This window comes from Camelimonas lactis (assembly GCF_004342915.1).
Taxonomy (GTDB): Bacteria; Pseudomonadota; Alphaproteobacteria; order Rhizobiales; family Beijerinckiaceae; genus Camelimonas; species Camelimonas lactis.
This window is the reverse complement of record NZ_SLWL01000018.1, coordinates 1-23,312: the sequence shown is the minus strand read 5'-3', so window position 1 is coordinate 23,312 and position 23,312 is coordinate 1. Positions and strand designations below refer to the sequence as shown.

At 65.0% G+C, this 23,312-nt stretch carries 15 protein-coding genes; 6 read left to right on the top strand and 9 right to left on the bottom strand.

Annotated features, from left to right (window positions below; genetic code table 11):
- Nucleotides 1-145 precede the first annotated feature (145 nt).
- From EV666_RS15750 to EV666_RS15735, 4 genes are all read right to left on the bottom strand, one after another.
- The gene (locus EV666_RS15750) at nucleotides 146-1,519 is read right to left on the bottom strand and encodes an amidase (protein ID WP_132010282.1); all 1,374 of its coding nucleotides are present in this window, start codon (nucleotides 1,517-1,519) and stop codon (nucleotides 146-148) included.
- Nucleotides 1,520-1,650: 131 nt separating this feature from the next.
- The gene (locus EV666_RS15745; protein ID WP_132010280.1) at nucleotides 1,651-2,031 is read right to left on the bottom strand and encodes a cupin domain-containing protein; all 381 of its coding nucleotides are present in this window, start codon (nucleotides 2,029-2,031) and stop codon (nucleotides 1,651-1,653) included.
- An 87-nt stretch (nucleotides 2,032-2,118) separates the two neighbouring features.
- A complete protein-coding gene (locus tag EV666_RS15740) occupies nucleotides 2,119-3,600 on the bottom strand; it encodes a 4-hydroxyphenylacetate 3-hydroxylase family protein (RefSeq protein ID WP_132010278.1) in 1,482 nt (493 codons plus the stop codon).
- Nucleotides 3,601-3,642: 42 nt separating this feature from the next.
- The gene (locus EV666_RS15735) at nucleotides 3,643-4,152 is read right to left on the bottom strand and encodes a flavin reductase family protein (RefSeq protein WP_245514482.1); all 510 of its coding nucleotides are present in this window, start codon (nucleotides 4,150-4,152) and stop codon (nucleotides 3,643-3,645) included.
- A 284-nt stretch (nucleotides 4,153-4,436) separates the two neighbouring features.
- Between EV666_RS15735 and EV666_RS15730 the strand changes: the two genes are divergently transcribed.
- Nucleotides 4,437-4,913 (top strand): MarR family winged helix-turn-helix transcriptional regulator, encoded by a 477-nt coding sequence (locus EV666_RS15730; RefSeq protein ID WP_245514481.1) that lies wholly within the window; start codon nucleotides 4,437-4,439, stop codon nucleotides 4,911-4,913.
- Between the two features lie 314 nt (nucleotides 4,914-5,227).
- On the opposite strand, the gene EV666_RS15725 is transcribed toward EV666_RS15730, so the two are convergent.
- Nucleotides 5,228-8,017 (bottom strand): bifunctional aconitate hydratase 2/2-methylisocitrate dehydratase, encoded by a 2,790-nt coding sequence (locus EV666_RS15725; protein ID WP_132010274.1) that lies wholly within the window; start codon nucleotides 8,015-8,017, stop codon nucleotides 5,228-5,230.
- A 351-nt stretch (nucleotides 8,018-8,368) separates the two neighbouring features.
- Complete coding sequence (locus EV666_RS15720) at nucleotides 8,369-9,412, bottom strand: AraC-like ligand-binding domain-containing protein (protein WP_132010272.1); 1,044 nt, start codon at nucleotides 9,410-9,412, stop codon at nucleotides 8,369-8,371.
- Nucleotides 9,413-9,741: 329 nt separating this feature from the next.
- On the opposite strand from EV666_RS15720, the gene EV666_RS15715 reads away from it, so the two are divergent.
- Together EV666_RS15715 and EV666_RS15710 are read left to right on the top strand one after the other, a co-directional pair.
- Nucleotides 9,742-13,884: a YadA-like family protein gene (locus tag EV666_RS15715; RefSeq protein ID WP_165910044.1), complete on the top strand. Its 4,143-nt coding sequence runs from the start codon at nucleotides 9,742-9,744 to the stop codon at nucleotides 13,882-13,884.
- A gap of 4 nt (nucleotides 13,885-13,888) precedes the next feature.
- Nucleotides 13,889-14,512 (top strand): invasion associated locus B family protein, encoded by a 624-nt coding sequence (locus tag EV666_RS15710; RefSeq protein ID WP_132010268.1) that lies wholly within the window; start codon nucleotides 13,889-13,891, stop codon nucleotides 14,510-14,512.
- A 188-nt stretch (nucleotides 14,513-14,700) separates the two neighbouring features.
- Here EV666_RS15710 and EV666_RS15705 read toward each other — a convergent pair whose 3' ends face one another.
- A complete protein-coding gene (locus tag EV666_RS15705) occupies nucleotides 14,701-16,959 on the bottom strand; it encodes a TonB-dependent receptor (RefSeq protein ID WP_132010266.1) in 2,259 nt (752 codons plus the stop codon).
- Nucleotides 16,960-17,839: 880 nt separating this feature from the next.
- On the opposite strand from EV666_RS15705, the gene EV666_RS15700 reads away from it, so the two are divergent.
- From EV666_RS15700 to bioA, 3 genes are read left to right on the top strand one after another with little or no spacing between them, the layout of a single operon-like run.
- Complete coding sequence (locus EV666_RS15700) at nucleotides 17,840-19,036, top strand: 8-amino-7-oxononanoate synthase (RefSeq protein WP_132010264.1); 1,197 nt, start codon at nucleotides 17,840-17,842, stop codon at nucleotides 19,034-19,036.
- On the top strand, nucleotides 19,033-19,674 hold the full coding sequence (bioD, locus tag EV666_RS15695) for a dethiobiotin synthase (RefSeq protein WP_132010262.1): 642 nt from the start codon (nucleotides 19,033-19,035) through the stop codon (nucleotides 19,672-19,674). The genes EV666_RS15700 and bioD overlap by 4 nt, the downstream gene beginning before the upstream one ends.
- Nucleotides 19,668-20,966 (top strand): adenosylmethionine--8-amino-7-oxononanoate transaminase, encoded by a 1,299-nt coding sequence (gene bioA / locus EV666_RS15690; RefSeq protein WP_132010260.1) that lies wholly within the window; start codon nucleotides 19,668-19,670, stop codon nucleotides 20,964-20,966. Before bioD ends, bioA begins: the two co-directional genes overlap by 7 nt.
- Nucleotides 20,967-21,124: 158 nt before the next feature.
- On the opposite strand, the gene EV666_RS15685 is transcribed toward bioA, so the two are convergent.
- Both EV666_RS15685 and EV666_RS18315 read right to left on the bottom strand, forming a co-directional pair.
- On the bottom strand, nucleotides 21,125-22,834 hold the full coding sequence (locus EV666_RS15685; protein ID WP_132010258.1) for an ABC transporter substrate-binding protein: 1,710 nt from the start codon (nucleotides 22,832-22,834) through the stop codon (nucleotides 21,125-21,127).
- 243 nt (nucleotides 22,835-23,077) lie between these two features.
- A partial coding sequence (locus EV666_RS18315; RefSeq protein ID WP_207906437.1) for a hypothetical protein occupies nucleotides 23,078-23,312 on the bottom strand: 235 nt, incomplete at its 5' end.

The following is a 23,312-nucleotide window of genomic DNA, read 5'->3' as shown; positions in this document are numbered from 1 at the left end:
GAGTGAGCGCGACCTGGGCGCGATCTGGGCGTGACCTGAGCGTTAACAAGCGCTGACCAGCAAAAAGCGCGGCCCCTGGGGGGAGGGCCGCGCTCTTGTCATCTGCCGTCAGGAGGGGCTGAGCGGTCAGGGACCTGGAAATCCGCTACGCCGGGCGGAAAAGCCGCTCCATGCCGGCGGCGATCGCCAGGATGCGGCGATCATTGCCCGAGACGCCGGCAATGGTCAGCCCGACGGGCGGGCCGTCTTCGGCGCCGATCGGCAACGACACGGCGCAACCATCAATGACGTTGATTAGCGTCGCGTTGCGCAGCGCCAGCAGATTGGCGGCGGTGTAGGCGGCGTCGCCATTGTCGACCGGCGTTTCGCCAAGGTCGGCGATCCGCGGCGGCAACATGGCCACTGTCGGGAACACGACCGCGTCGTAATCGGTGAAACGGGCGTTGGCCCGCGCGGCGATCGACCTGCGATGGGCCAGCAACTGGATGTAATCGGCGGCGCTCTGGTCGCGGCCGCGGCTGATGCGACCAAGGACCCGTGGATCGTAACCGTCGGCGCTGCGCGCGATCAGCTCGCGATGCCAGGCATAGCTCTCGGCCGCCGTGAAGCCGCCCTTGCTGTTCATGGGGGCGATCTCGGACAGTTCCGGCGCCTCGATTTCGGTGATGGTCGCCCCGGCCTCGGCAAATGCTTCAAGCGCGGCGGCAAAGGCGATCGCTACGTCGGGGTCAAGCCCATCCATGGCCACGGTGCGCAGCACCGCCAGGCGCAGGCCAGCCAGCGCTGCCGGTTTCAGCGCGCGCGCCGGCTCGCCCGCCAGCACCGCGTCAAGCACGGCGCAGCAATCGACGCTGGCGGCCAGCGGGCCGACGGAGTCGAGGCTCGGCGACAGCGGCGTGCAACCATCCTGCGGCACGCGGCTGGCGGTCGGCTTGTACCCGACAATGCCGCAGAACCCCGCCGGTATGCGGCAGGAGCCGCCCGTATCGGTGCCAAGCGCGGCGAAAGCCATGCCATCGGCAACCGCGACGGCGCCCCCGGAGGTCGAGCCGCCCGACACGCGCCCTTCATCGCGCCGCCAGGGCGTGCGCGGATTGCCATAGTGCGGGTTCATGCCCAGGCCGGAATAGGCGAATTCGGTCATGTTGGTGCGGCCAATATGGATGAAGCCCGCGGCGCGCAGGCGCGCCACGGCCACCGCGTCCTCCGTCGCCGGACCCCGGTCCGCCAGGACGCGCGACCCGGCGGTGGTCACTTCCCCGCGCACGTCGAACAGGTCCTTGGTGGCGATGGGGATGCCGGCAAAGGGCGTTGGCGCCATGCCGACGGCCCGCAGCCGGTCCATGGCGTCCGCGGCCGCCAGCGCGGATTCCGTCGCCACCGAGATAAAGGCGCGGGCGCCTTCTCCGGCGGGCGCCGCGATCCGCGCGAGGCACTGCTCAACGAGCTGGCGCGACGTAACGGCGCCGCTGGCGAGATCACGGGCCAGGGAAGCGAGGGTGGGCCTGGAAGCAGACATGGAAGGCTCCGCGACAGGAGTGGAATTCAGGAACGGGCGCCACCGCGCGCCACGCTGGAACCGCATCGCCATGGAACCAAGGCTCCCGCGATGGGCAACGGCGCTGGCCGACGCCAGCGCCCCGCCAGGGCTCAGACCGGGTCGAAATAGTGGATTTCGAGCAGCAGGCAGCCTTTTTCCGACCTGAACGGGCCGTGCCAGGCTCCCGGCGGGCGACAGGCGTAGGTGAAGGGCTGGAATGATTCCCCGCCTTCGCCATTGACGTCGTTGCCGACGGTCAGATCGCCTGAAACCAGAAACACCTCTTCCCAGTATTCGTGCACGAAAGGCGCGGTCGTGAACACGCCCGGGTCAAACCGCAGCAGGCGCGTGCGCGTGCCGGCGCGGTTTTCTTCGTCCAGCGCCCCGGACAGGATCTTCTGCTTGATGCCGCTGGGATAACCGGGTGGGGTTTCCCAACCCGCATCCATGTCCAGCGTGTGAAATTCGTCGTGGGTCTTGTTGACAGGCATGGTGAGCCTCCGCTCGAACGTCGCGGAAGGGCGGCGCCCTTCCGCATTCCATGGCGCGATTGACTGATGGCCGGCGGGACGGACGTCTTACCCGGCGGCGAGACTGACGCCGGGGAGCTCATCCGCCAGGTCGTAGGAATCGATGATGTTTTTCACCAGCGCCTCGGCCTTGCCCCAGTCATAGGTGCGGAAGGAGTGGCCCTTCGTCACGAAGCCGGCGCCGGCGTAGAACATTTCATACTGGGCGTGGCGCGAGGCGAACTCGGAGCCGACGGCGTCCCAGGCCAGCTTGTAGAACTTCACCTTGTCGATGGCGCTGGCGGCGGGCGACTGCTGGGTTTTGCCGATCAGGCGCGCGACTTCCGGGTTGCTGAAGTCCTGAACGGACGAGGGCAACATGATCATGCCGCCGCCGGCCAGCTCACGCAGCGTGTTCAGAATCTTGCCGTACAGCGGCTGGGTCAGCACCTGCGCGGCGTAAAGGGTGTGGCGATCCGGGACGAAGTAGGGGCCATGGTGGTAGCCCTTGGCCTCCATCGCCGCGACCAGGGCGTCGACCATCGCGCCTTCCGCCGCCAGCACGCCCAACATTTCCCGGACCTGCGGGAAGTTGGCGACGCCGTTGATGGCGGCGATGCGATGGGCGAGGCCGAGCAGGAAGCGCACCTTCACCGAGAGGCGAATCTGCGCCTGGTAGTTCTGGTAAACGTGGGCCGGGGTGGCGTTGAACTGCTTCGAGGTCATCTCGATGGAGTCGACCACGAAAACCCGGTCCCATGGCACCTTCACGTCATCGAAGTACAGGACGGCGTCGTTTTCATCGAAGCGGCTGGACAGCGGGTTGTCGAACACCGACTGGCTGGAGGCCTCATAGGACTTCCGCGACAGGATCTTCAGACCCCTGGCGTTCATCGGAATTGCGAAGGAGACGGCGTAGCGTTCGTCGCCAGGCTGCAACGGCTGGATGCAGGTGACGAACACTTCATTCGCCATGATCCCGCCTGTCGCCAGCATCTTGGCGCCGCGCACGGTGATGCCTTCCGCGTCCTGGTCGACAACGCCGGCCGACAGGTACGGATCGGCCTGCTGGGCGGCGCTTTTCGAGCGGTCCGCCTGCGGGTTGATGATCACATAGGTCAGGTAAAGGTCGTTGTCGCGGGCGTAGGCGTAGTAATCAGCCAGGGCTTTGGCGCGCGCCGGATTGTACGCCTCGAAGACGTCCAGCCCCATGTACATGCCGGAGATGCACGACGCCACGTGGTCGGGCGCCCGGCCGAGAAAGCCGGCGTGCAATTCGGTCCAGGCCTCAAGGCCGGCGCGGCGGCGCTTCAGCTCTTCGTAGCTCTTCGGCAGCTCCCAGATACGATTGGCGCGATGCCCCGCGCCGGTGTCGAAGGTCATGAGCTCGCGGTTTCCCGGCGCGCTCTGGAAATCGAACATCTGGCCAACGGAGGCGACCGCGCCCCGGTAAGCGGGATGAACAGTCGCGTCGGCGACGCGCTGGCCATCGAGATAGATCTCGCGGCCGTCCTGGAGGCTGGCGATGTGCTGTGCGCCGGTCTTGATCATGGCGTGGCTCCTGAAAACATGGTCTGGCGGCGGGCGCGGCGCTCAGGCGCCCGCATCGGCAAGCCGGCAATACCGGCCCCGGAAAAAGATGAGCGGTTCGCCCTGGGTGGCGGAAAACGACACCACGCGGGCAAGGAAGATCACGTGGTCGCCGCCGTCATGGCTCGCATATGGCGCGCATTCGAAGTGGGCGAGCGCGCCCTCGATCAGCGGGGCCCCGTGCAGTCCCGGCCGGTGATTCACGTCGGCCCACTTGTCGGATGAGGCCCGCGCGAACCGGTCGGAGATATGTTGCTGGGCGTCATCCAGCACATTCACCGCATAGCTCTGCGCCGATTGCATCGCCGGCAGGCTCCATGCGGAGCGCGCGACGCTGAACAGCACCAGCGGCGGGTCGAGCGAAACGGAATTGAACGAGGTCATCGTCATGCCGATCACCGCGTCGTTGGCGCCCCGGGCGGTGACAACGGCAATGCCAGTGGCGAAATGGCCAAGCGCCTGCCGGAAGGCGCGTGGATCAATGTCCTTGGCCAGCGGTTGGTTTGGGATCATGGGGCGTCTCCAGATCGCGGCTGTCGTCATTACCTTTGATATAAAGGTATTATGCAAATCTAATTTATGTCAATCAACCCGGCGCCTCTTTCCTGGGCGCCAGGGCCGGATTTTTCCCGATTGCCCGGCAGGGCCTAAGGCGTTAGGGCATTGGGCAGGGCACGGAGGTGTAGGAACGCATGGTTCGCCAGACAAAACGGGATCCCGGCCACCAACCGGCGCGACCTTTGACGGTCTCTCGTCCCAGTTTGCTCCGCGACGGCTCCGACGAAGCATTTCGCGCGATGATCCACGACATGCTGGGCTTCGCGGCGCGCATCCAGGAAGTCCGCGCCCGGCTAGGCGCCCTGATCTCGCTGTCTGGCTCGCAGTACACAATTCTGGTGGCGCTGGCGCAGTTTCAGGGAAAAGAGGGCGTCGGGGTCAACACCATTGCCGGGCATCTTCATCTCAGCGGCGCCTTCGTGACCATCGAGGTCAACAAGCTGGTCGCCGCCGGCTTCGTGAAGAAGGAAACCAACCCGGCGGACCGCCGGCGCGTCGTGCTGACGGTGACCCCCTATGCCGAGAAGCAACTTGCGCTTCTGACGCGCGTGCAGCGTCCGGCCAACGACGCCCTGTTCGAGGCGCTGTCCGCGGAGGACTTCGATGTCCTGCGCCGCATTCTTCCCGAGCTTGTTGTCTGCGCCGACCGCTCACTGCGCCTGATCGATTTCATGGCGCAGGACAGCGGCGCGCAGGGCGAGGCCGGAAGCAGCTAATCCGGTCGTGGGGCGTGGTCGCGCGCCTGCGGGCGCGCGATGTTACCGGTTCTCCGAAGCGAAGCCGGCGCTTCTTGCGCAATATGACGTTGCTCCGGCGCTGCCGGCCCGGGCAACGGCCCGCCATATCCCCCGCGTCTGCGCTGCAAGCCCTGGATTCTCGCCCAAACGCGGCCTGGTCCACCATCCTGTTCGCGGGCCCAAAAAAAGGCGGCGCCCCAAAAAGGAGCGCCGCCGCGCACGGGTCCTGGCTCATGTCAGGCCGGCGATCAGAACGTAGCCCTGATCAACAGGCCCTGGCCGTGAGGCTGTTTTCAGTAATGCACTGAGCGGAAGCCGGGCAGGGCGGCTTTCGGCGGCGCAAACTTGGTCAGGTCGATGCCTTCGACCGCCGCCTTGTACTCCGCCGTGCTCGGCGTGCGGCCGAGGATGGCGGACAGCACGACGACAGGGGTCGACGCCAGCAGCGATTCACCCTTCTTCTCGGCGGAATCCTCAACGACGCGTCCCTGGAACAGGCGGGTCGAGGTGGCCAGGACGGTGTCGCCCTTCTCGGCCTTCTCCTGGTTGCCCATGCACAGGTTGCAGCCCGGGCGCTCCAGATAGAGGATGTTCTCGTACTCGGTGCGCGCCGCGTTCTTCGGCTGGTTGTCGTTGAACTCAAAGCCGGAGTACTTCTGGAGAATCTCCCAGTCCCCCTCGGCCTTCAGTTCGTCGATGATGTTGTAGGTCGGCGCAGCGACCACGAGCGGCGCCTTGAATTCCACCTTGCCGTTGGCCTTTTCGAGGTTCTTCAGCATCTGGGCCACGATCTTCATGTCGCCCTTGTGCACCATGCATGAACCGACGAAGCCGAGGTCCACCTTCTTGTCGGAGCCGTAATACGACAGCGGCCGGATGGTGTCGTGGGTGTAACGCTTCGACACGTCGGCGTTGTTCACGTCCGGGTCGGCGATCATCGGCTCGTCGATGAGGTCCAGATCAACAACGACCTCGGCGAAATACTTCGCGTTGTCATCTGGCCGCAGCGCCGGCTTCTCGCCCGAGCGGATTTCGTTGATGCGGGCGTCGGCCCTGGCGATCAGGCCCTTCAGCGTGCCGGCGGCGTTGTCCATGCCCTTGTCGATCATGGTCTGGATGCGCGACCTGGCGATTTCCAGCGACTCGATCAGCGTCTCGTCCTGCGAAATGCAGATCGAGGCCTTGGCCTTCATTTCGGCCGTCCAGTCGGTGAAGGTGAAGGCCTGGTCGGCCAGCAACGTGCCGATGTGGACTTCGATGATGCGGCCCTGGAAGACGTTGTCGCCGCACTGCTTGAGCATCTGCGCCTGGGTGGCGTGCACCACGTCGCGGAAATCCATGTGCGGCTGCATCGCGCCCTTGAAGGTCACCTTGACCGACTGCGGGATCGGCATGGTCGCTTCGCCCGTGGCCAGCGCCAGCGCCACGGTGCCGGAGTCGGCGCCAAAGGCCACGCCCTTGGACATGCGGGTGTGGCTGTCGCCGCCGATGATGATCGCCCAGTCATCCACGGTGATGTCGTTCAGCACCTTGTGGATCACGTCCGTCATCGGGTGATACACGCCCTTCGGGTCGCGGGCGGTGATCAGGCCGAAGTTGTTCATGAAGCTCATCAGCTTCGGAATGTTGGCCTGGGCCTTCTTGTCCCAAACCGACGCCGTATGGCAGCCAGACTGGTAGGCGCCGTCCACGAGCGGCGAAATGACGGTGGCCGCCATCGCCTCAAGCTCCTGCGCGGTCATCAGGCCCGTGGTGTCCTGCGAGCCAACGATATTGACCTTGACGCGCACGTCCGACCCGGCGTGCAGCACCTTGCCGGGCGTCACGCCGACAGCGTTGCGGTTGAAAATCTTCTCAACCGCCGTCAGGCCCTGGCCCTCGACGGAGATTTCCTTGTTCGGCGCGAACACCGGGGTCGGCTCGACGCCGAGGGTCTCTGCCGCGAAAGTCTGGAGCTTCTTGCCGAAGACGATGGCGTAGGAGCTGCCAGCCTTCATGAACTCCATCTTCTGGGGCGTGAAGGAGGCGGCGATGTCGACCAGCTCATTGCCGTCCGCATCGCGCAGCTTCCTGGTCTTCGTGTCGATGATGAGAATCCGCCCGGTTTCCACGGAGAACTGCTGCTCCAGGATCGGGTTGCCGTCGGCGTCCAGCACCGGCTTGCCGTCAGCGCCGGTTTTCCGGGTCCAGTTCTTCAGGTTGAGGCCGATGCCGCCGGTCACGTCCACGGTGGTCGCGAAGATTGGCGAAATGCCATTGGTGCCGGCGACGATCGGCGCATAATTCACGAACGGAACGTAAGGGCTGGAGGGCTTGCCGGTCCACAGGGCGACATTGTTCACGCCGGACATGCGCGAGGAGCCAACGCCCATCGTGCCCTTCTCGGCGATCATCATGACCCGCGCGTCCGGATGCTGCTTCTGCAGCGCGACGATCTCCTGCTGCGCTTCCGGCGAGATCATGCACTGGCCGTGCAGTTCGCGATCCGAGCGCGAATGGGCCTGGTTGCCGGGCGACAGGAGGTCGGTCGAGATATCGCCTTCGGCGGCGATGAAGGTGACGACCTTGATCTCTTCGTCCACGTCGGGAAGCTTGGTGAAGAATTCGGCCCGGGCGTAGCTCTCAAGCACGCTCTTCGCGATCGCGTTGCCCGCCTTGTAAGCGTCACGCAGCCGGAACATGTCGGCGTCATACAGGAAGACCTGGGTCTTCAGCACATCGCCGGCCTGGGCGGCCATGGCGGCGTCATCACCGAGGGCGACGTCGAGCAGCACCTGGATCGACGGGCCGCCCTTCATGTGCGACAGCAGCTCGAGGGCGAAGGCCGGGGTGATCTCGGGAACGACGGTCTCGCCGAGGATGATCTTCTTCAGGAACGCGGCCTTGACGCCAGCAGCGCTCGTGGTGCCCGGCAGCGTATTGTAGATGAAGAACCTGAGCGCGTCGGCCCGGTGTTCGTTGCCGGCGTCCTCAATCAACGCGATGATCTCGGCGGTGAGGGCGCCATCGTCGATCGGCTTGGGTGCGAGGCCCTGGCTCTCCCTGCTTTTGATCTCGGCCAGATAATCCAGGTAGAGGGTCATCGCAATTCCACCGTCATGGGGGTGCGTGGCGCCCATGGCGGCGCCAGCAACCGCTAATATTAATCGGCCGCGGCTACCTGGCTGCGATCAGCATGACATGTCGTGGCCAGGTAAGCCGTGCGGCGTCCGGATGTTTCAGAATGCGGATGCGTCGCCGCTCGCGCACTCCGGTTTGTCGGGGCTCCGAGTACGCCAACCAGCGCCGACTGACAAGGCGCCCCATTTCGGGAGAAAACTGTTCTTTAAAATCAGCTGCCAGGCCGCCAGGGCCGGTATGACGCGGCTTCCTGAATGTCGTTCATGCAGGCCGCGGGCGCGCCGTCTCATGCGCTCCGCATGGCCGGGAAGACGTCACCTGGCGGGTCCGGGATGTCCCGATGGCGCGCTTGCGAACTCCTGCAGGTGCGTCTGGAAATCGCTGGTATGCAATTTGCCTGGATGGGTCCTCGCCCCCTCATGCCGGGCCTCGCTGGGCGTGATGCCGAAGCGCGCGCGGAAGTTGCGGAGCAGCTGGTTGCTGCTGGAAAATCCCATGCTGTAGGCGATATCCGCAATCGACCGCGATGAAGGTCCCGCCCGGAGCAGTTCGAGAAACGCGGCGTCCAGCCGTTTGTCCTGCACCACCCTGGCGACGCCGCCATCGGCCGCGAAGGCCCGGTAGAGATGGGCGCGCGACACATTGAACCGCCGCTGGATGACGTCCGGCGTCAGCTCCCCGGAGCCCAGGTTCTGTTCAATGAATGTTAACACCCGCTGCCGTAACGTGGCGCCAGCGGGCGCGGGCGCCGCCACGTGCGCCAGCGCTTCGCCATTGAGCGCGCCAGCCAGCAGCACAATCAGAGCCTCCTGGGCCGCAAACGCCTGCGCCGTGGCCAACGGCTCTTCCAGCGAAACAAGTTGCGCGAGATAGTGCGTTATGAGCTGTGTCACCGGCCAGTCGCCCCTGAGGTGCGCCCCGTGCAAATTCCTGTACCCGGTGGTTTTTTCCAGCTCCCGGCGCGGAATCACCACGGAAAATCTGGAGCCGGCGTCAACCTCGCTGCTGAGTGGCTGGGCCATGTCCTGCACGAAGATGTCGCCCGGCGCGGCGTTGACGTCGGTCCCGTTGAAATCGGCCGTCATCCCGCCGGAGGTCAAAACCTGAATCATATAAAAATCGAGGTCTGTCTGAAGTATCAGCCGACGATTCCGATCATACCTCTGTGCATTAAATGTTGTTTCGCCAACCAACAGGGCGCCTAGCGGACGGGAGTGTATCCTGCCTTCGAGGACATGCGCATTTTTATCGGTATTTGCTGTGGTGTCGAAAACGAGTCCGGTTACGCCCCGCCAGAAATCATTCCTGTCCCTGGCCGCAATCATATCCGTCGTAATAAATACTTCCCCGGCTATCATCGTTCTTTCCCCAAGACATGGAGACAGATAGAGCCAATCTGCGGACGCAACAAGCTGCAATGGCGTGGCTGCGCTTGCATCCGGTGTATTGGCTCCCGCTGCGGCATTTGAGACACGCTGACGTATGAAATGAGACGCTCCGCCGTTCACGTTTTCGGCATCGGACGATACCCCCTTCAGAACTGCATCGTTGCCGGTATTTGCCGGATTCTGGGGGCCAAATGTCTGGTTATGTAAGTTCAAAGAAACAGAAGCCGGTAGGTAATCGGCGGTTTCTTGGAAGCTGGGTCGAAAATGCTGATGATGCGTGGAGCGCGCGCCGGCGACTGATGTCAGTTCTTCGGCTGTCGACCCTGACCCTCGGCGTGAGCCGGAAGGCGCTGGGCATCGGTGTCCTGGGCATCGTCGGCGGCGTCGCTGGTGCCGTGTTGGCGACCGCGCCCGCCATGGCGCAGACTTATAAAGTTGGCAGCGGGTCAGACGCGCAGAAGGACCGCGATGTGGGGGTGGGCGTTGGAGCCATCGCCAGCGGCGGTCATTCCGTCGCGTTCGGCGACATGTCCGAAGCCTCGGGCCTCCGCTCGGCGGCCATGGGCTCGCACAGCATCGCAACAGGTCAGCAATCCGCGGCTATGGGCGAGGCGACGACTGCGTCGGCTAATTATGCTGTGGCTGTTGGCTCCAATGGGACGACGGCAAGCGCCATCCGGGCGCTGGCCCTGGGAGCCGGCGCCGTGTCGTCGCACGTGGATGCGGTTGCGATCGGCAGCAACGCGACCACCAGGGCGTCCGTGGCGGTCGGCAGCGTGAAGATCAATGGCGTGGACTACAGCTTCGCCGGGGCCAGGCCGACAAGCGTCTTCAGCATTGGAAGCGCGGGTTCTGAGCGGCAGATTGTCAACGTTGCGGCAGGACAGATCTCGGCGAACAGCACGGACGCGGTGAATGGCTCGCAGCTGTTCGCGACGAACCAGGCCGTGACAGCGGTTGACGGGCGCGTCACGACCCTGAACAACAACGTTGTTAATGGTGCGATCGGCGTCGTCCAGCGGGCGGCAACCGGAAATGTGACGGTGCTGACAGCGGCAGGCGGCACGGCGGCCCAGCCCGGCGCGGCGCAGAAGCTGACCAATCTGGCCGGCGGGGCGGTGAACAGCGCCTCCACCGAAGCGATCAATGGCGGACAGCTGTACGCGGCGTCGCAGTCGGTCGCCACCCACCTTGGCGGCAACGCCACGGTTGGCGCCAATGGCGCGGTCAACGGCCCGAAATATACGATCCAGGGCCAGCAATATTCCACGGTCTATGACAGCTTCGGCGCGGTCAACAGCAGCCTGACGACCCTTGGCGAGACGGCGAACCGTGGCTGGGATCTCCAGGCCAATGGCGACACGGTGACGGCGGTGAAGCCGGGCAACAAGGTGCAGTTCCTTGATGGCCGGAACATCAAGGTGACGCGCAACGGCGGCGATCTGACCATCGCCACGGCGGATGATCTGAATGTGACCAGCGTCACCGCCGGCAACGCCACGCTGACCAGCAACGGCCTGGCGATCACCGGCGGGCCGAGCGTGCTGGCGACGGGCATTGACGCCGGCAACCTCAAGGTGGCGAACGTCGCCGCTGGTGACATCTCGTCGGCGTCGTCGACGGATGCGGTGAACGGCGGCCAGCTTTATGCGACCAACGAGAAGATCAAGGAGCTGGATAACGGGGTTGCCAATGGTTCGGTCGGCGTCGTCCAGCGGGCGCCAACCGGAAATGTGACGGTGTTGACGGCGGCAGGCGGCACGGCGGCCCAGCCTGGCGCGGCGCAGAAGCTGACCAATCTGGCCGGCGGCGACGTCAGCAGCAGCTCCACCGAAGCGATCAATGGCGGGCAGCTTTACGCGGCGTCGAAGTCGATTGCTGACCACCTTGGCGGCAACGCCACGGTTGGCGCCAATGGCGCGGTCAACGGCCCGAGCTATACGATCCAGGGCCAGCAATATTCCACGGTCTATGACAGCTTCGGCGCGGTCAACAGCAGCCTGACGACCCTTGGCGAGACGGCGAACCGTGGCTGGGATCTCCAGGCCAATGGCGACACGGCGACGGCGGTGAAGCCGGGCAACAAGGTGCAGTTCCTTGATGGCCGGAACATCAAGGTGACGCGCAATGGCCGCGATCTGACCATCGCCACGGCGGATGATCTGAATGTGACCAGCGTCACCGCCGGCAACGCCACGCTGACCAGCAACGGCCTGGCGATCACCGGCGGGCCGAGCGTGCTGGCGACGGGCATTGACGCCGGCAACCTCAAGGTGGCGAATGTCGCCGCCGGTGACATCTCGTCGGCGTCGTCGACGGATGCGGTGAACGGCGGCCAGCTTTATGCGACCAACGAGAAGATCAAGGAGCTGGATAACGGCGTTGCCAATGGCGCGATCGGCGTCGTCCAGCGGGCGGCAACGCCAGATGTGACGGTGCTGACGGCAGCTGGCGGCACGGCGGCCCAGCCTGGCGCGGCGCAGAAGCTGACCAATCTGGCCGGCGGGGCGGTGAATAGCGCCTCCACCGAAGCGATCAATGGCGGACAGCTGTACGCGGCGTCGCAGTCGGTCGCCACCCACCTTGGCGGCAACGCCACGGTTGGCGCCAATGGCGCGGTCAACGGCCCGAGCTATACGATCCAGGGCCAGCAATATTCCACGGTCTATGACAGCTTCGGCGCGGTCAACAGCAGCCTGACGACCCTTGGCGAGACGGCGAACCGTGGCTGGGATCTCCAGGCCAACGACGACACGGCGACGGCGGTGAAGCCGGGCAACAAGGTGCAGTTCCTTGATGGCCAGAACATCAAGGTGACGCGCAACGGCGGCGATCTGACCATCGCCACGGCGGATGATCTGAATGTGACCAGCGTCACCGCCGGCAACGCCACGCTGACCACCAACGGCCTGGCGATCACCGGCGGGCCGAGCGTGCTGGCGACGGGCATCGACGCTGGCAACCTCAAGGTGGCGAACGTCGCCGCCGGTGACATCACGTCGGCGTCGTCGACCGACGCGGTGAACGGCGGCCAGCTTTATGCGACCAACGAGAAGATCAAGGAGCTGGATAACGGCGTTGCCAATGGCGCGATCGGCGTCGTCCAGCGGACGCACGCGCCAAACGTCACGGTGCTGACAGCGGCGGGCGGCACGGCGGCCAACCCCGGCGCGGCGCAGAAGTTGGCCAACCTGGCTAACGGCGACGTCAGCAGCACGTCCACGGAAGCGATCAATGGCGCGCAGCTGTATGCGGCGTCGGCATCAATCGCCAATCACCTTGGCGGCGGCGCGACGGTTGGCGCCAATGGCGTGGTCAACGGCCCGACCTATGTGATCCAGGGCCAACAGTACAGCACGGTCTATGACAGCTTCGGCGCCGTCGATAACCGGCTGACGACAATCGGCCAGCAGGTCGATGGCATGGCCAACGGCGGCGGCATCAAGTACTTCCACAGCAACTCCCAGCTGGCTGACAGTCAGGCGGTTGGGGCCAACAGCACCGCCATCGGTCCCCAGGCCATTGCGAGCGGCGCGGGCAGCATCGCCACGGGCATGAACGCCCAGGCTCAGGGTGACAATTCCATCGCGCTGGGCGCCAACGCCACGGCCTCCAATGCGGGTGACGTCGCCATCGGCTCCGGGTCGTCCACCCAGGCCGCGGTCCAGACCAGCACCATGACGGTCAACGGGAAAACCTACGATGTCGCCGGAACCGCGACAGCCACGGTTTCGTTCGGCAGCGAGGGCGCCGAGCGCACGGTGACCAATGTGGCGGCTGGCCGGGTCAGCGCCTCGTCGACCGACGCCATCAACGGTTCGCAGCTTTACGCGACCAACCAGGCGCTCGAATCGCTGGGCAGCAGCGTCGGCGTGCTCGGCCAGAACGCTGTGATGTATGACACGGACAGCAGTGGCGCGAAGAAGAACTCCATCACCCTGCAGGGCGGCGACGCCAATGCGCCGGTGTTGCTGTCCAATGTGGCGACGGGCGTGGCGGACAATGACGCAGTCAATGTGAAGCAGCTGAAGGACGTTTCCGCCGGCGCGCTTGCATCGGCCAACAGGTATACGGACGACAGCACGGCAAGGGCTCTTGCCAGCGCCAACACCTATACCGACCAGAAGTCGGCCGAGACGCTCCAGGCCGCCAACAGCTATACGGAACAGCGGTTCAGCATCCTGTCCGGCGCCATTGGCGATGTCCGCAGGGAGGCGCGGCAGGCGGCTGCCGTGGGTCTCGCCGCTTCCTCGCTTCGCTATGACAACAGGCCAGGCAAGATCAGCATGGCGGTTGGCGGCGGCGCCTGGCGCGGTGAGGGCGCGCTGGCCATTGGCCTTGGTTACACCAGCGAGAGCCAGATGCTCCGCGCCAACATTTCCGCCACCTCTTCGGGCCGGCAATGGGGCGTTGCGGCTGGCCTCAGCCTCACGCTAAACTGAGGCCATGACTTCTGCAAAGGCGCGGGGCGCCGGCGTTATTCTGGCCCTGGCCTTTGCCGGCCTCTCCGTGAGCGGAGCCGGCGCCGCCGGACCCGCTCGCAAACCAGCAAAGACGGAGGCGCCTTTCGAGGCGTCTCCCGGCTACGACATCAAGCCGTCCGATGTCGTCGTGCCAGACAACGTTCCCGTAGGGCAGTACCGGCGCATGATCCGGCCGTTCCGTTACTGGACGTTGATCTGCGACGAGAACATCCAGAAAAAACAACGCGTCTGTAATATCTCCCAGACCATCACCAGCCCCGATAAATCTACGGCGTTCAGCTGGTCGCTGGCGGCTTCGGAAAACGGCAAGCCCTTTTTCATCGTGCGCGCGCCCCAGAACATCGACGCCGGCAAGCCGGTGATGCTGGATATCGCGGATGGCGGCGCCCCGGTTCCGGTTCCGATCAAGGGATGCACCGGCGCTGTCTGCATTGGTTATCTCGAGATAGGGCCCCGGGTGCGGGCGGCGATCAACAAGGGACGGGCTGTCCAGGTCTCGTACAGCATCGGCGCGGGCAACGGGGCGCGGACCGTCAGCTTCCGCGCTCCCCTGCAGGGCCTGTCGCAAGCGCTTTCCGGGATCTGACGGGATCGGCGGACGCCAGACGGCGCCCACCATCGGTTGCGCGCCCGGATTTCTCATACGTCTGAACATTGACGCCCGAACATCAGCGCCTGCCGCGGCCGTAGCGGCGGCGGGCCTGGCGGTGTGAAAGCGCCGATACGCCGTGGCCTGGCCAATGGGCGATGGGGCTTGCCCACCGCCCACTGATATCAGAACACAACCGACAGGCGCGCGCTGAAGGTGCGGCCCATGCCGGCGACCGGGTAGCCCCAGGCCGGTGAGGACTTCATCGGACCCGCGGACCGGAAGTTGACCAGATTGGCCCCGCCGAGCGGTTTGTCGTATCTGGCGTCGAAGATGTTCTCGACCGCCAGATCGAGGCGCAGCATCTCCCACTGATATCCCAGACGGATGTTGAACAGGGCGTATGCGGACGTCTTCACCTCGTTGCGCGCCTGGCTGACGAAGTTCCTGGCGCCTGCCAGTTGCATTTCCAGGCTTGTGGTCCAGGCGCCAAGGCTGTGGTCCAGGGCCAGCAGGCCGTTCACTGGCATGATCTGGTAAAGATTGACGCCATCGGTGCGTTCGCCCAGCACGGCGTTGAGTTGCCCGCGCAAGACGCCCTTGCCGTAGCGGCCGTCGTCCCACAGCGTCGCCTTGCCGTCCACGTTGACGCCGTACATGCGGGCGTCGTGATTTGCGAACTGGAGATAGACGAAACGGTTTCTGGCGGCGAGGTTGCCCGGCGCCATGGACAGGCACTTGCCGATGGCGCAGCGGTCAACGTCGATGTAGTCGGTTACATAACTGTAGTAGGGCGAGACGCGCAGCTCCCATCGCCCTGCGGCCGGATCGCGCCATTGCGCCGTGACGCTCACCGTATGCGCCGTCTCCGGTTTCAGGTCGAGATTGCCGACATAGCCGTTGCCGTCGCCAAACCAGCCGATCATGCGCATGGCCATGGGGGTGGTGGACCACGCATAGCGTTCATACAGGTTGGGCGAACGGGTTTTCCGGGCGAAGGCCAGCTCATAGGTGGAGGCGGCGTCCGGCTGGAAGCGCAGGGCCGCGGATCCGTCAAGGTTGACATCGACGCGGGCATGGTCGCGGCTGTTGAAGCGGCCCGCGTCTGCGCCGTATATCATGCTGTTATAGCCCTGCACCGGGCCGGTGTTCATCCACACCGTATCGTTGCGCAGGCCGACCACGGCGGACCAGCGGGCGTCGAAACGGCGTTCCCATTCCGCAAACGCGCCGAGACGCGTCCGGTGGCCGTTGTTGATCGTTGTGAATACGTCCGGCCCCATCATCATGGAGCCGGCCACAGGATTCCACCAGTCGTCCAGCCGGTTGTGATGGAGCTCGCTGCCGAAGCGGAGCGTGTCGGTTTCCGACAGGCTCCAGGTCGCCTTTACCGTATAGCCGGCGTCGGTGGACCGGGTGTCCATGGGCATCGCGCCGGATTTGTCCGGCCGTATGAAGCCCATGGTGTGGCGCACGTTGTTGGCGAAACCGCGCACGTCAAGCGAGCCCCAGTCGAATACGCCGGCGTACCGCGCATTGCCATAGAGGCCGCGGTTAGACGCCATGTCCATGTACTGGTTGGGATAGGCCTGCCCGGGGATGTACTGCCCGCCAAGCTGGAAGGTGAGCAGATGATTGTCGATGCGCTTCGAAACGCTCAGGCTGTGGTTCTGCGCCTCGTACAGGGTTGATTTGATGCGCCGCCCATCGCCGTCCCGGTAGTCGCGGGCGCGGCTCCAGCCGCCGGTGTAGCGCACGCTCGTATCGGTGGTCGCCGCCGTGACGTCGGCGTCGACGCCGCGCCCGTCGCCGTTGCTGCGATATACGCCCGATATGCGGCCGAAGAATCTGACGCCTGGCTCCGTGGCGAACTGCGGCTCTCCGGCCGTCACATCGACCCTGGCCCCGATATAGTCGCCGCCAAGGCTGACGGGGGCGGTCCCGTAATACACCTGCGCGTCGGACACCATGGCGGGGTTCACGAAGGAAAGCGGCGGATTCATCTCGTTGGGACAGAAAATCCCGAAGAGCATGCCGTTGATGGAAATCTGCACCCGGTCGGCGCCGAAACCATTGATGGCGGGCAGGCCAGATACGCCGCCGCCGCCCCAGACCGCCGCGCCTGGCGTGTTCTTCAGGATGCCGGCGCCGTTTGCGGAGGTCAGGCCGGCGGCGAAGGCCTGTTCCTCCGATATGGACGACCGGTCGGGCTGCGCATGCTCCCGCACGTCAATGCGCGGAAGCTGCATGTCGGTCGCGACGGATGGGCGGCGCCCCGCATCCGCCCGCTGATCCAGCGCCTGCGCGCATGAAATGGAAGGCAGGGCAACCAACAGCACGCCGGTGGAAACGCCTGTGAAGGCGATGCCGCGCACGCTGTTGGCGAGGGAGCGGGCAGGCGGCGCCGGAGGGCGGCCTGATATGGGGCGGTTCGATATGTGCATGACAGCAGATCCCGTTGACCGCGACGCCATGCGGGCGCGGCGGACGAGCAATGGGGTTTGGCAACTGGATTTGGGATGCGGGAAAACCCCGGCCGTCACCGCGACGTCAGGATGTTCCCGGGCGTCACGCGGAGATGGGAGGCGCCCGTGGCTGCCATGCCCGCCGTGGGGCGTCGTATCCGGCCGTGCGCCAGATGACTGGCGGATGGGCGACTGGACTGGCGGCGGCGCGCGCCGACAGTTGCGGCGCGGGCGGGGCTGGAGCCAGCTGGTTGCGGAAAATACAGTCCGGGCAATGGATGCGGCTGGTTTTTCTGTCCTGTTCCGGGGGCGTTTGCGCGGACTGCGCCCCAAAGCAAATCCCCTCCGCCCCTCGCGGCATTGACGCCATGAGGGCAGAGGCGAACAGCAGATGCAGGACCAGGGCATATGCGGCGGTCAATGTGACCGCCAGGCGAGCCGCGTGCTGTTTCAAGCTATGCCGCGCCTTGTTGCTTCATGACCGGAATGCGCCTTTCACATGACGGAATGCGGATCTGTCGCCCGCCTCGGCATGCCCGGCGCGCAAGAGTTCTGATGGCCGGGCGCTGAACCCAGACGTGGCCCCAGCGCATTGGCCTGTCGCGAAGAGTGGGCAACATCGCCGCCTGCGCTTTTGCGTCACAGGCGGTAATAATAGATTAATTATCAGAAATCGCAACGGATCGGCGGCGCCTGAGCCGCCATCGCGCGCGGAGGCATGTGTGATCGTCAACAAAATATATAAACATCAAAATATTATGTCTATTTTTATATTATAGATAAAAATAAGAAGACAATGGACGCGGCGGCCGAATTAGCTATTTTCATGATCTCCGGTCAACGCACGATCAGGTGGCGCATGTCATATCCATCCTCCACGTCCGGCTCCCGCGAGCCCGGACGCCCGCAACGCCGCTATCCTGCACAGGAGGCTGACCTGGCCGCCCTGGCGGCGCGGAACCGGTTGCGCAGGCTGCAGCCGGCGCGGGGTCTGGATTTCTCTTCAAACGATTATCTTGGCCTCGCGACGTCCGGGCGTCTGCGGCGCGCGGCGCGCGACGCCCTGGAGCGTGGCGTTCCCGTCGGTTCGGGCGGCTCGCGGCTGCTGCGCGGAAACCACGCGGAACATGAGGCGCTGGAGCAGGAAGCGGCGCAGTTTTTTGGCGCCGAAGCCGCGTTGTTCATGGGCGGCGGCTTTCAGGCGAACCAGGCGATTTTCGCCACCCTGCCGCGGGCGGACGATCTCGTCCTCTACGACGCCCTGATCCACGCCAGCGTGCATGAAGGCGTGCGGCTGCGGCGGGGCCAGGCAGCGGCTTTCGCCCACAATGATCCCGACGACGCGGAAAACCGGATCAGGACATGGCGGCGTGACGGGGGGCGGGGGCAAATCTGGCTGGCGATCGAAAGCGTTTATTCCATGGAGGGCGACGTGGCCCCGCTGGAAAGCTTCGTCGGTCTCGCCCGCCGGCACGACGCTGTTCTGGTGGTTGATGAGGCGCACGCAACCGGCGTGCATGGCGTGGCCGGGGCAGGCTTTGCCCGGCATTGCGCGGACGTGCGCCTGTTGACATTGCACACTTGCGGCAAGGGCCTGGGAGCCGCCGGCGCCCTGGTGTGTGGCGATCGCCCCCTGGTCGACCTGCTGGTGACGCGGGCGCGTCCCTTCATCTTCGCCACCGCGCCGTCGCCACTGGCCGCCGCCATTGTCCGGGCGGCCCTGCGGTTGCTGGGCGATGAGCCGGAGCTTCAGGCCAGCGCGCGCCGGCGCATCGCCCATGCCCATGCGGAAGCAGGGCGCCTGTGTGGCCTCGATGGCTTTGCGACGCAGATCATGCCCCTGATCGTTGGCGAGGACGCCGCGACGATGCAGCTTGCCGCATGTCTGCAATCGTCAGGCTTCGATGTTCGCGGCATTCGTCCGCCAACGGTGCCGGCCGGAACCTCGCGCCTGCGCGTTTCGATCACCGGCAACGTCAGCGAAGCGGACATCACGCGCCTGTTCGAAACGCTGGCGAGCCGGCCTGATCTCCTGTCGCCGGAGGCCCTGTCATGAGGCGCGGGACAAGCCGGGCGCTCATTGTGACCGGGACGGACACCGGCGTTGGCAAGACCGTTGTCGCCGCCGGTCTCGTCCAGGCGCTGGAGGGCGTCTACTGGAAACCGGTGCAATCCGGCCTGGATGATGAAACGGACAGCGACGCGGCGCGTCGTCTGTCGGGGCGACCGGTTCTGCCGGAAATCTACCGGCTGTCGCTGCCGGCCTCCCCGCACCTGTCCGCCGAACAGGAGGGCGTGCACATTTCGCCGGATGCGCTGGCGATGCCCGTCGTCGACGGACCGCTGGTCATTGAGGGGGCGGGCGGGGTTCTGGTTCCGCTCAACCGGGAATGCCTGTTCATCGAGATGTTCCGGCGCTGGGCCGCGCCGGTGGTTCTGGTCGCCCGCACCGGTCTCGGTACGATCAACCATACTTTGCTCTCGCTGGAAGCCTTGCGCGCCAGGGAATGCCGCGTGGCTGGCGTCATCTTCTCGGGTCCGGCGAACCCAGATAACGAAGCGACCATCGCCGCCATGGGACGGGTGCGAAGCCTCGGCCGCGTGCCGCCCCTCGCGCCGCTCAACCCGGACACGCTGGCCGCCGCCTTCAGCGGAATTGACCTGGCGCCTGTCCGCGAGGCGATGTCATGCTGAGCGCCGATGAATTTGACCGGCGTCACATCTGGCGACCTTACGCCAGCATGACGGCGGCGCCGCCGCTGCACCGGATAACGGACGCGCAGGGCGTCTATCTCACGCGCGTTGATGGCGGACGCATGATCGACGCCATGTCGTCGTGGTGGTGCATGGCGCACGGCCACCGGCGCCCGGAAATCGTCGCCGCCATGACGGCCCAGCTCCAGCGCATGCCGCACGTCATGTTCGGCGGCCTGACCCACGATCCGGCGACGGAGCTGGCGCAACGCCTGGTGCGGTTGCTCCCCCCGGGGCTTGACTGCATCTTCTATGCGGACAGCGGCTCCGTGGCTGTGGAGGTGGCGCTAAAAATGGCGCGCCAGGCCCAGGCGGCGCGGGGCCATGCAACCAGGACCATGTTTGCCAGCGCCCGGGGCGGCTATCACGGCGACACCTGGAAGGCGATGTCGCTGTGTGACCCGGAAACCGGCATGCACGGCCACTTCGGCGGCTCCCTGCAACCCCAGTTCTTTGTCCGTCGTCCGCCCGTGGCCTTTGGCGACGCCTGGATCGAAGACCCGGCGCTCAATGGCCTCCAGGAGGTAGAGACGCTGTTTGCCGAACAGGCCGGGCGCATCGCCGGTTTCATTATCGAGCCGGTGGTCCAGGGCGCCGGCGGCATGCGCTTTTACCATCCGCGATATCTCGCAGGCCTGCGCAGGCTTTGTGACGCTGCGGGCGTACTGCTGATCTTTGATGAGGTGGCGACAGGGTTCGGCCGCACCGGGCGCATGTTCGCCATGGAGCACGCCGGCGTTTGGCCTGATATCATCTGTCTCGGCAAGGCGCTGACGGGCGGGCACATCACGTTCGCCGCAACCGTGGCGAGCCGCACGGTTGCGGAGGCCATCGCCGGCGGCAGCCCGGGCCTGCTGATGCACGGGCCAACATTCATGGGCAATCCGCTCGCCTGCGCCGCGGCCTGCGCCAGCCTGGACCTGTTGCAGACCGGGGCCTGGCGGGACGACGTGGCGCGCATTGAAGCCGGCCTCACCATTGGCCTGGCCCCGGCGCGGGATATGCCGGCTGTCGCCGACGTGCGGGTGCTGGGCGCCATTGGCGTCGTGGAGATGCGTTCACCCATTGATGTCGACCGGGCGCATGCCCGGGCCGTGGCGTCGGGCGTCTATCTACGACCGTTCGGGCGGCTGCTCTATACGATGCCGCCCTTCATCACCTCAGACCGCGAGCTTGAGCAGATTGTCACTGAAATGCTCAATATTTGTGTGATTGAGTCCGAAGATGTCTGAACGCGACCGGATTAATCGGGCGTGACGATTGGTTGCCCGGCGTCTGCGGTCGGGAGTTGTTGTGCTTCCTCACGTCCTCAATCTGGCGGGGCGTTTTGGGCTGGCTACGCCTCCAGGGCCTGGCGGACGCGGTGGCGTCGGCCAGGTCTGGGTGGCGTTCAGTAGCCCATTTTTTTCTTCATCTCCTGATCAATCCAGATGCGGGCGTAGATTGGCCCGGGGCGGTTGGCGCCGGCGCGCAGTTCGCCGCCGTAATTCTTGACCCAGGGCCACCAGGCGGTGAAGACGTAAGGGGTCGGCAGCCAGATATACGGGGCCTTGTCGACGATCTCCCGGGTCAACGCCTTGATCATGGCCTGCCGTTTCGGCTCGTCCTGCTCGCCATAGGCTTCAGCAAGGCGGCGGTCGAAATCCGGGTCGCGATAGATCGCGGTGTTAGCCTGCTGGCCTGGCAGAAAATTGGTGCGCAGCGTCGTTGTCGGGTTGCTGTGCGGGGTGGAGGAGAAGAGGCCGGGCGCGTGCGTCTTGGCCAGAATGGTGGCGAGGAAGCTGCCATATTCCATTGGCTGGATGTCGAGCCTGACGCCGACCTGCTCCAGATAGGCCGCCACGAGCGGCAGCAACTCCATGTGGTCGGGGTTGCAGGCGCACACCTGCACCTTGAAGCTGAAGCCGTTCGGGTAGCCCGCTTCCGCCAGCAGCTTCTTCGCCCTGGCCGGATCATAGACGTAGAGTTCGCGCACGCTGTCCGGCATTTTGTCCAGCGGCTCGTAATATCCGGTATAGTCAGGATGCTGGGGGTGCGAGAACAGTTCCGCCTGTCCGCCATAATAGGCGTCGATGATCTCCTGTTTGTTGACCGCCATATTCAGCGCGCGCCGCACGCGCACGTCATCGAACGGTTTGGTATCCATCCGCATGGCGAGGAACTGCCCCGACATCGACAGCCATCTTGCCCACTGCAGCTGGGGCGCGGACTTTTTCAGGGGCTCGACGTCCGACCAGCGCACCGATTCCAGCATGTCGATCTTGCCCTGGCGCAGCGCCGTGTTGGCAGTCGACAGATCCCGGATATTGCGGAACACCACCTTGTCCAGCAGGGGTAGTTTGACGGTCTGCCCGCCGATGGTCGCGGAGCCCCAGTAATCGGGATTTCGCGTATAGGTGGCGGCGTTGCCCTGGACAAAGTCCGTCAGCATGAACGGGCCCGTGCCGTTCAGCTTCTTCCAGTCGGTGATGCCGGCCTCAACCACTTCCTTCGGATAGATCCCCGAGTAATAGCCATAGCCAAAACGGTAATCCCATTCGGAGTTAAATTTCTTGAAGGTGAAAACAACGGTTTTCGGCCCTGTCGCCTGCACTTTTTCGAGGTAATCATAATATCCGGCGGTTTTCTTGGGGCTCTGCAACAGCCTGTTGTAGGCATAAACCACGTCGTCGGCGACCAAATCACGGGCGGCCATCACTCCTGGTTTCTCAGGGAAACGCACGCCGTCGCGCAGCGTGACCTCCAGCCGCAACGGGTTCTGCTTCCACTCCCAACGCTCCGCCAGTTCGCCCCGGATGGCGTCCGACGGCAGCCAGGCGTCGGCGTAAAACGCGTGTGGTCCTCCGAGGCGTTTGGCTTTGGTCAGATCGGCGGCGAACAGTTGTTCGAACATCTGGCCGGTGTCGTGATTGGTCTTCCATCCCCAGTCGGCCGGGTCCCATGACAGTGTGGGCAACGTCCGGTAGAGCGTGGCGATCTCGAGCACGCCGCCAGGTTTTGGCGTTTCGCTGGCCACGGCGCTGGCGCAAAGGGTTGATAACGCTGCGATGGCGCACCCGAGGGTCCGCGCGATACGTCGCTTGCGATGGCGCGTGGTCATTGGCTTCCTCCGTGGTTCTTTCTGGCGGCGCATGGCCCTGCACGGGGCGCCGGTTGGAGAGACGCCGGACGTCGCGCCGGCGACGCGGAGCGTCGGTGTCACCTCATCCGGTTAACGCCTTGTCCGGCGCCCGCCGGCGCTTCATCGCGCTATAATAACGATCGTTTGATATATGTTGCATCACATTATTTCATGGGCGGCCGTCGGCAGCGTTCCTGGGAGGCGGCGCGCTGGCAGGCTGGCTCAGCCGGCGCCCTGCGAGCGGTTCGGGCACATGCCGTGCAGCAGCGGGCCGAGCAGATAGTCAACGGCGTTCTGCTGGCTGATGCCGGGCGCCCAGCGCGTCGCTGAGGCGGCGGCGTTGATCATGCCCTGGGTCATCTGTGTGCGGATTCCACGGATGATGGGCATCGATTCCACGCGATCGTGGGCATGGATTCCACGGCATCGTGGGCATCGATTCCACGCCTCGGGCAGC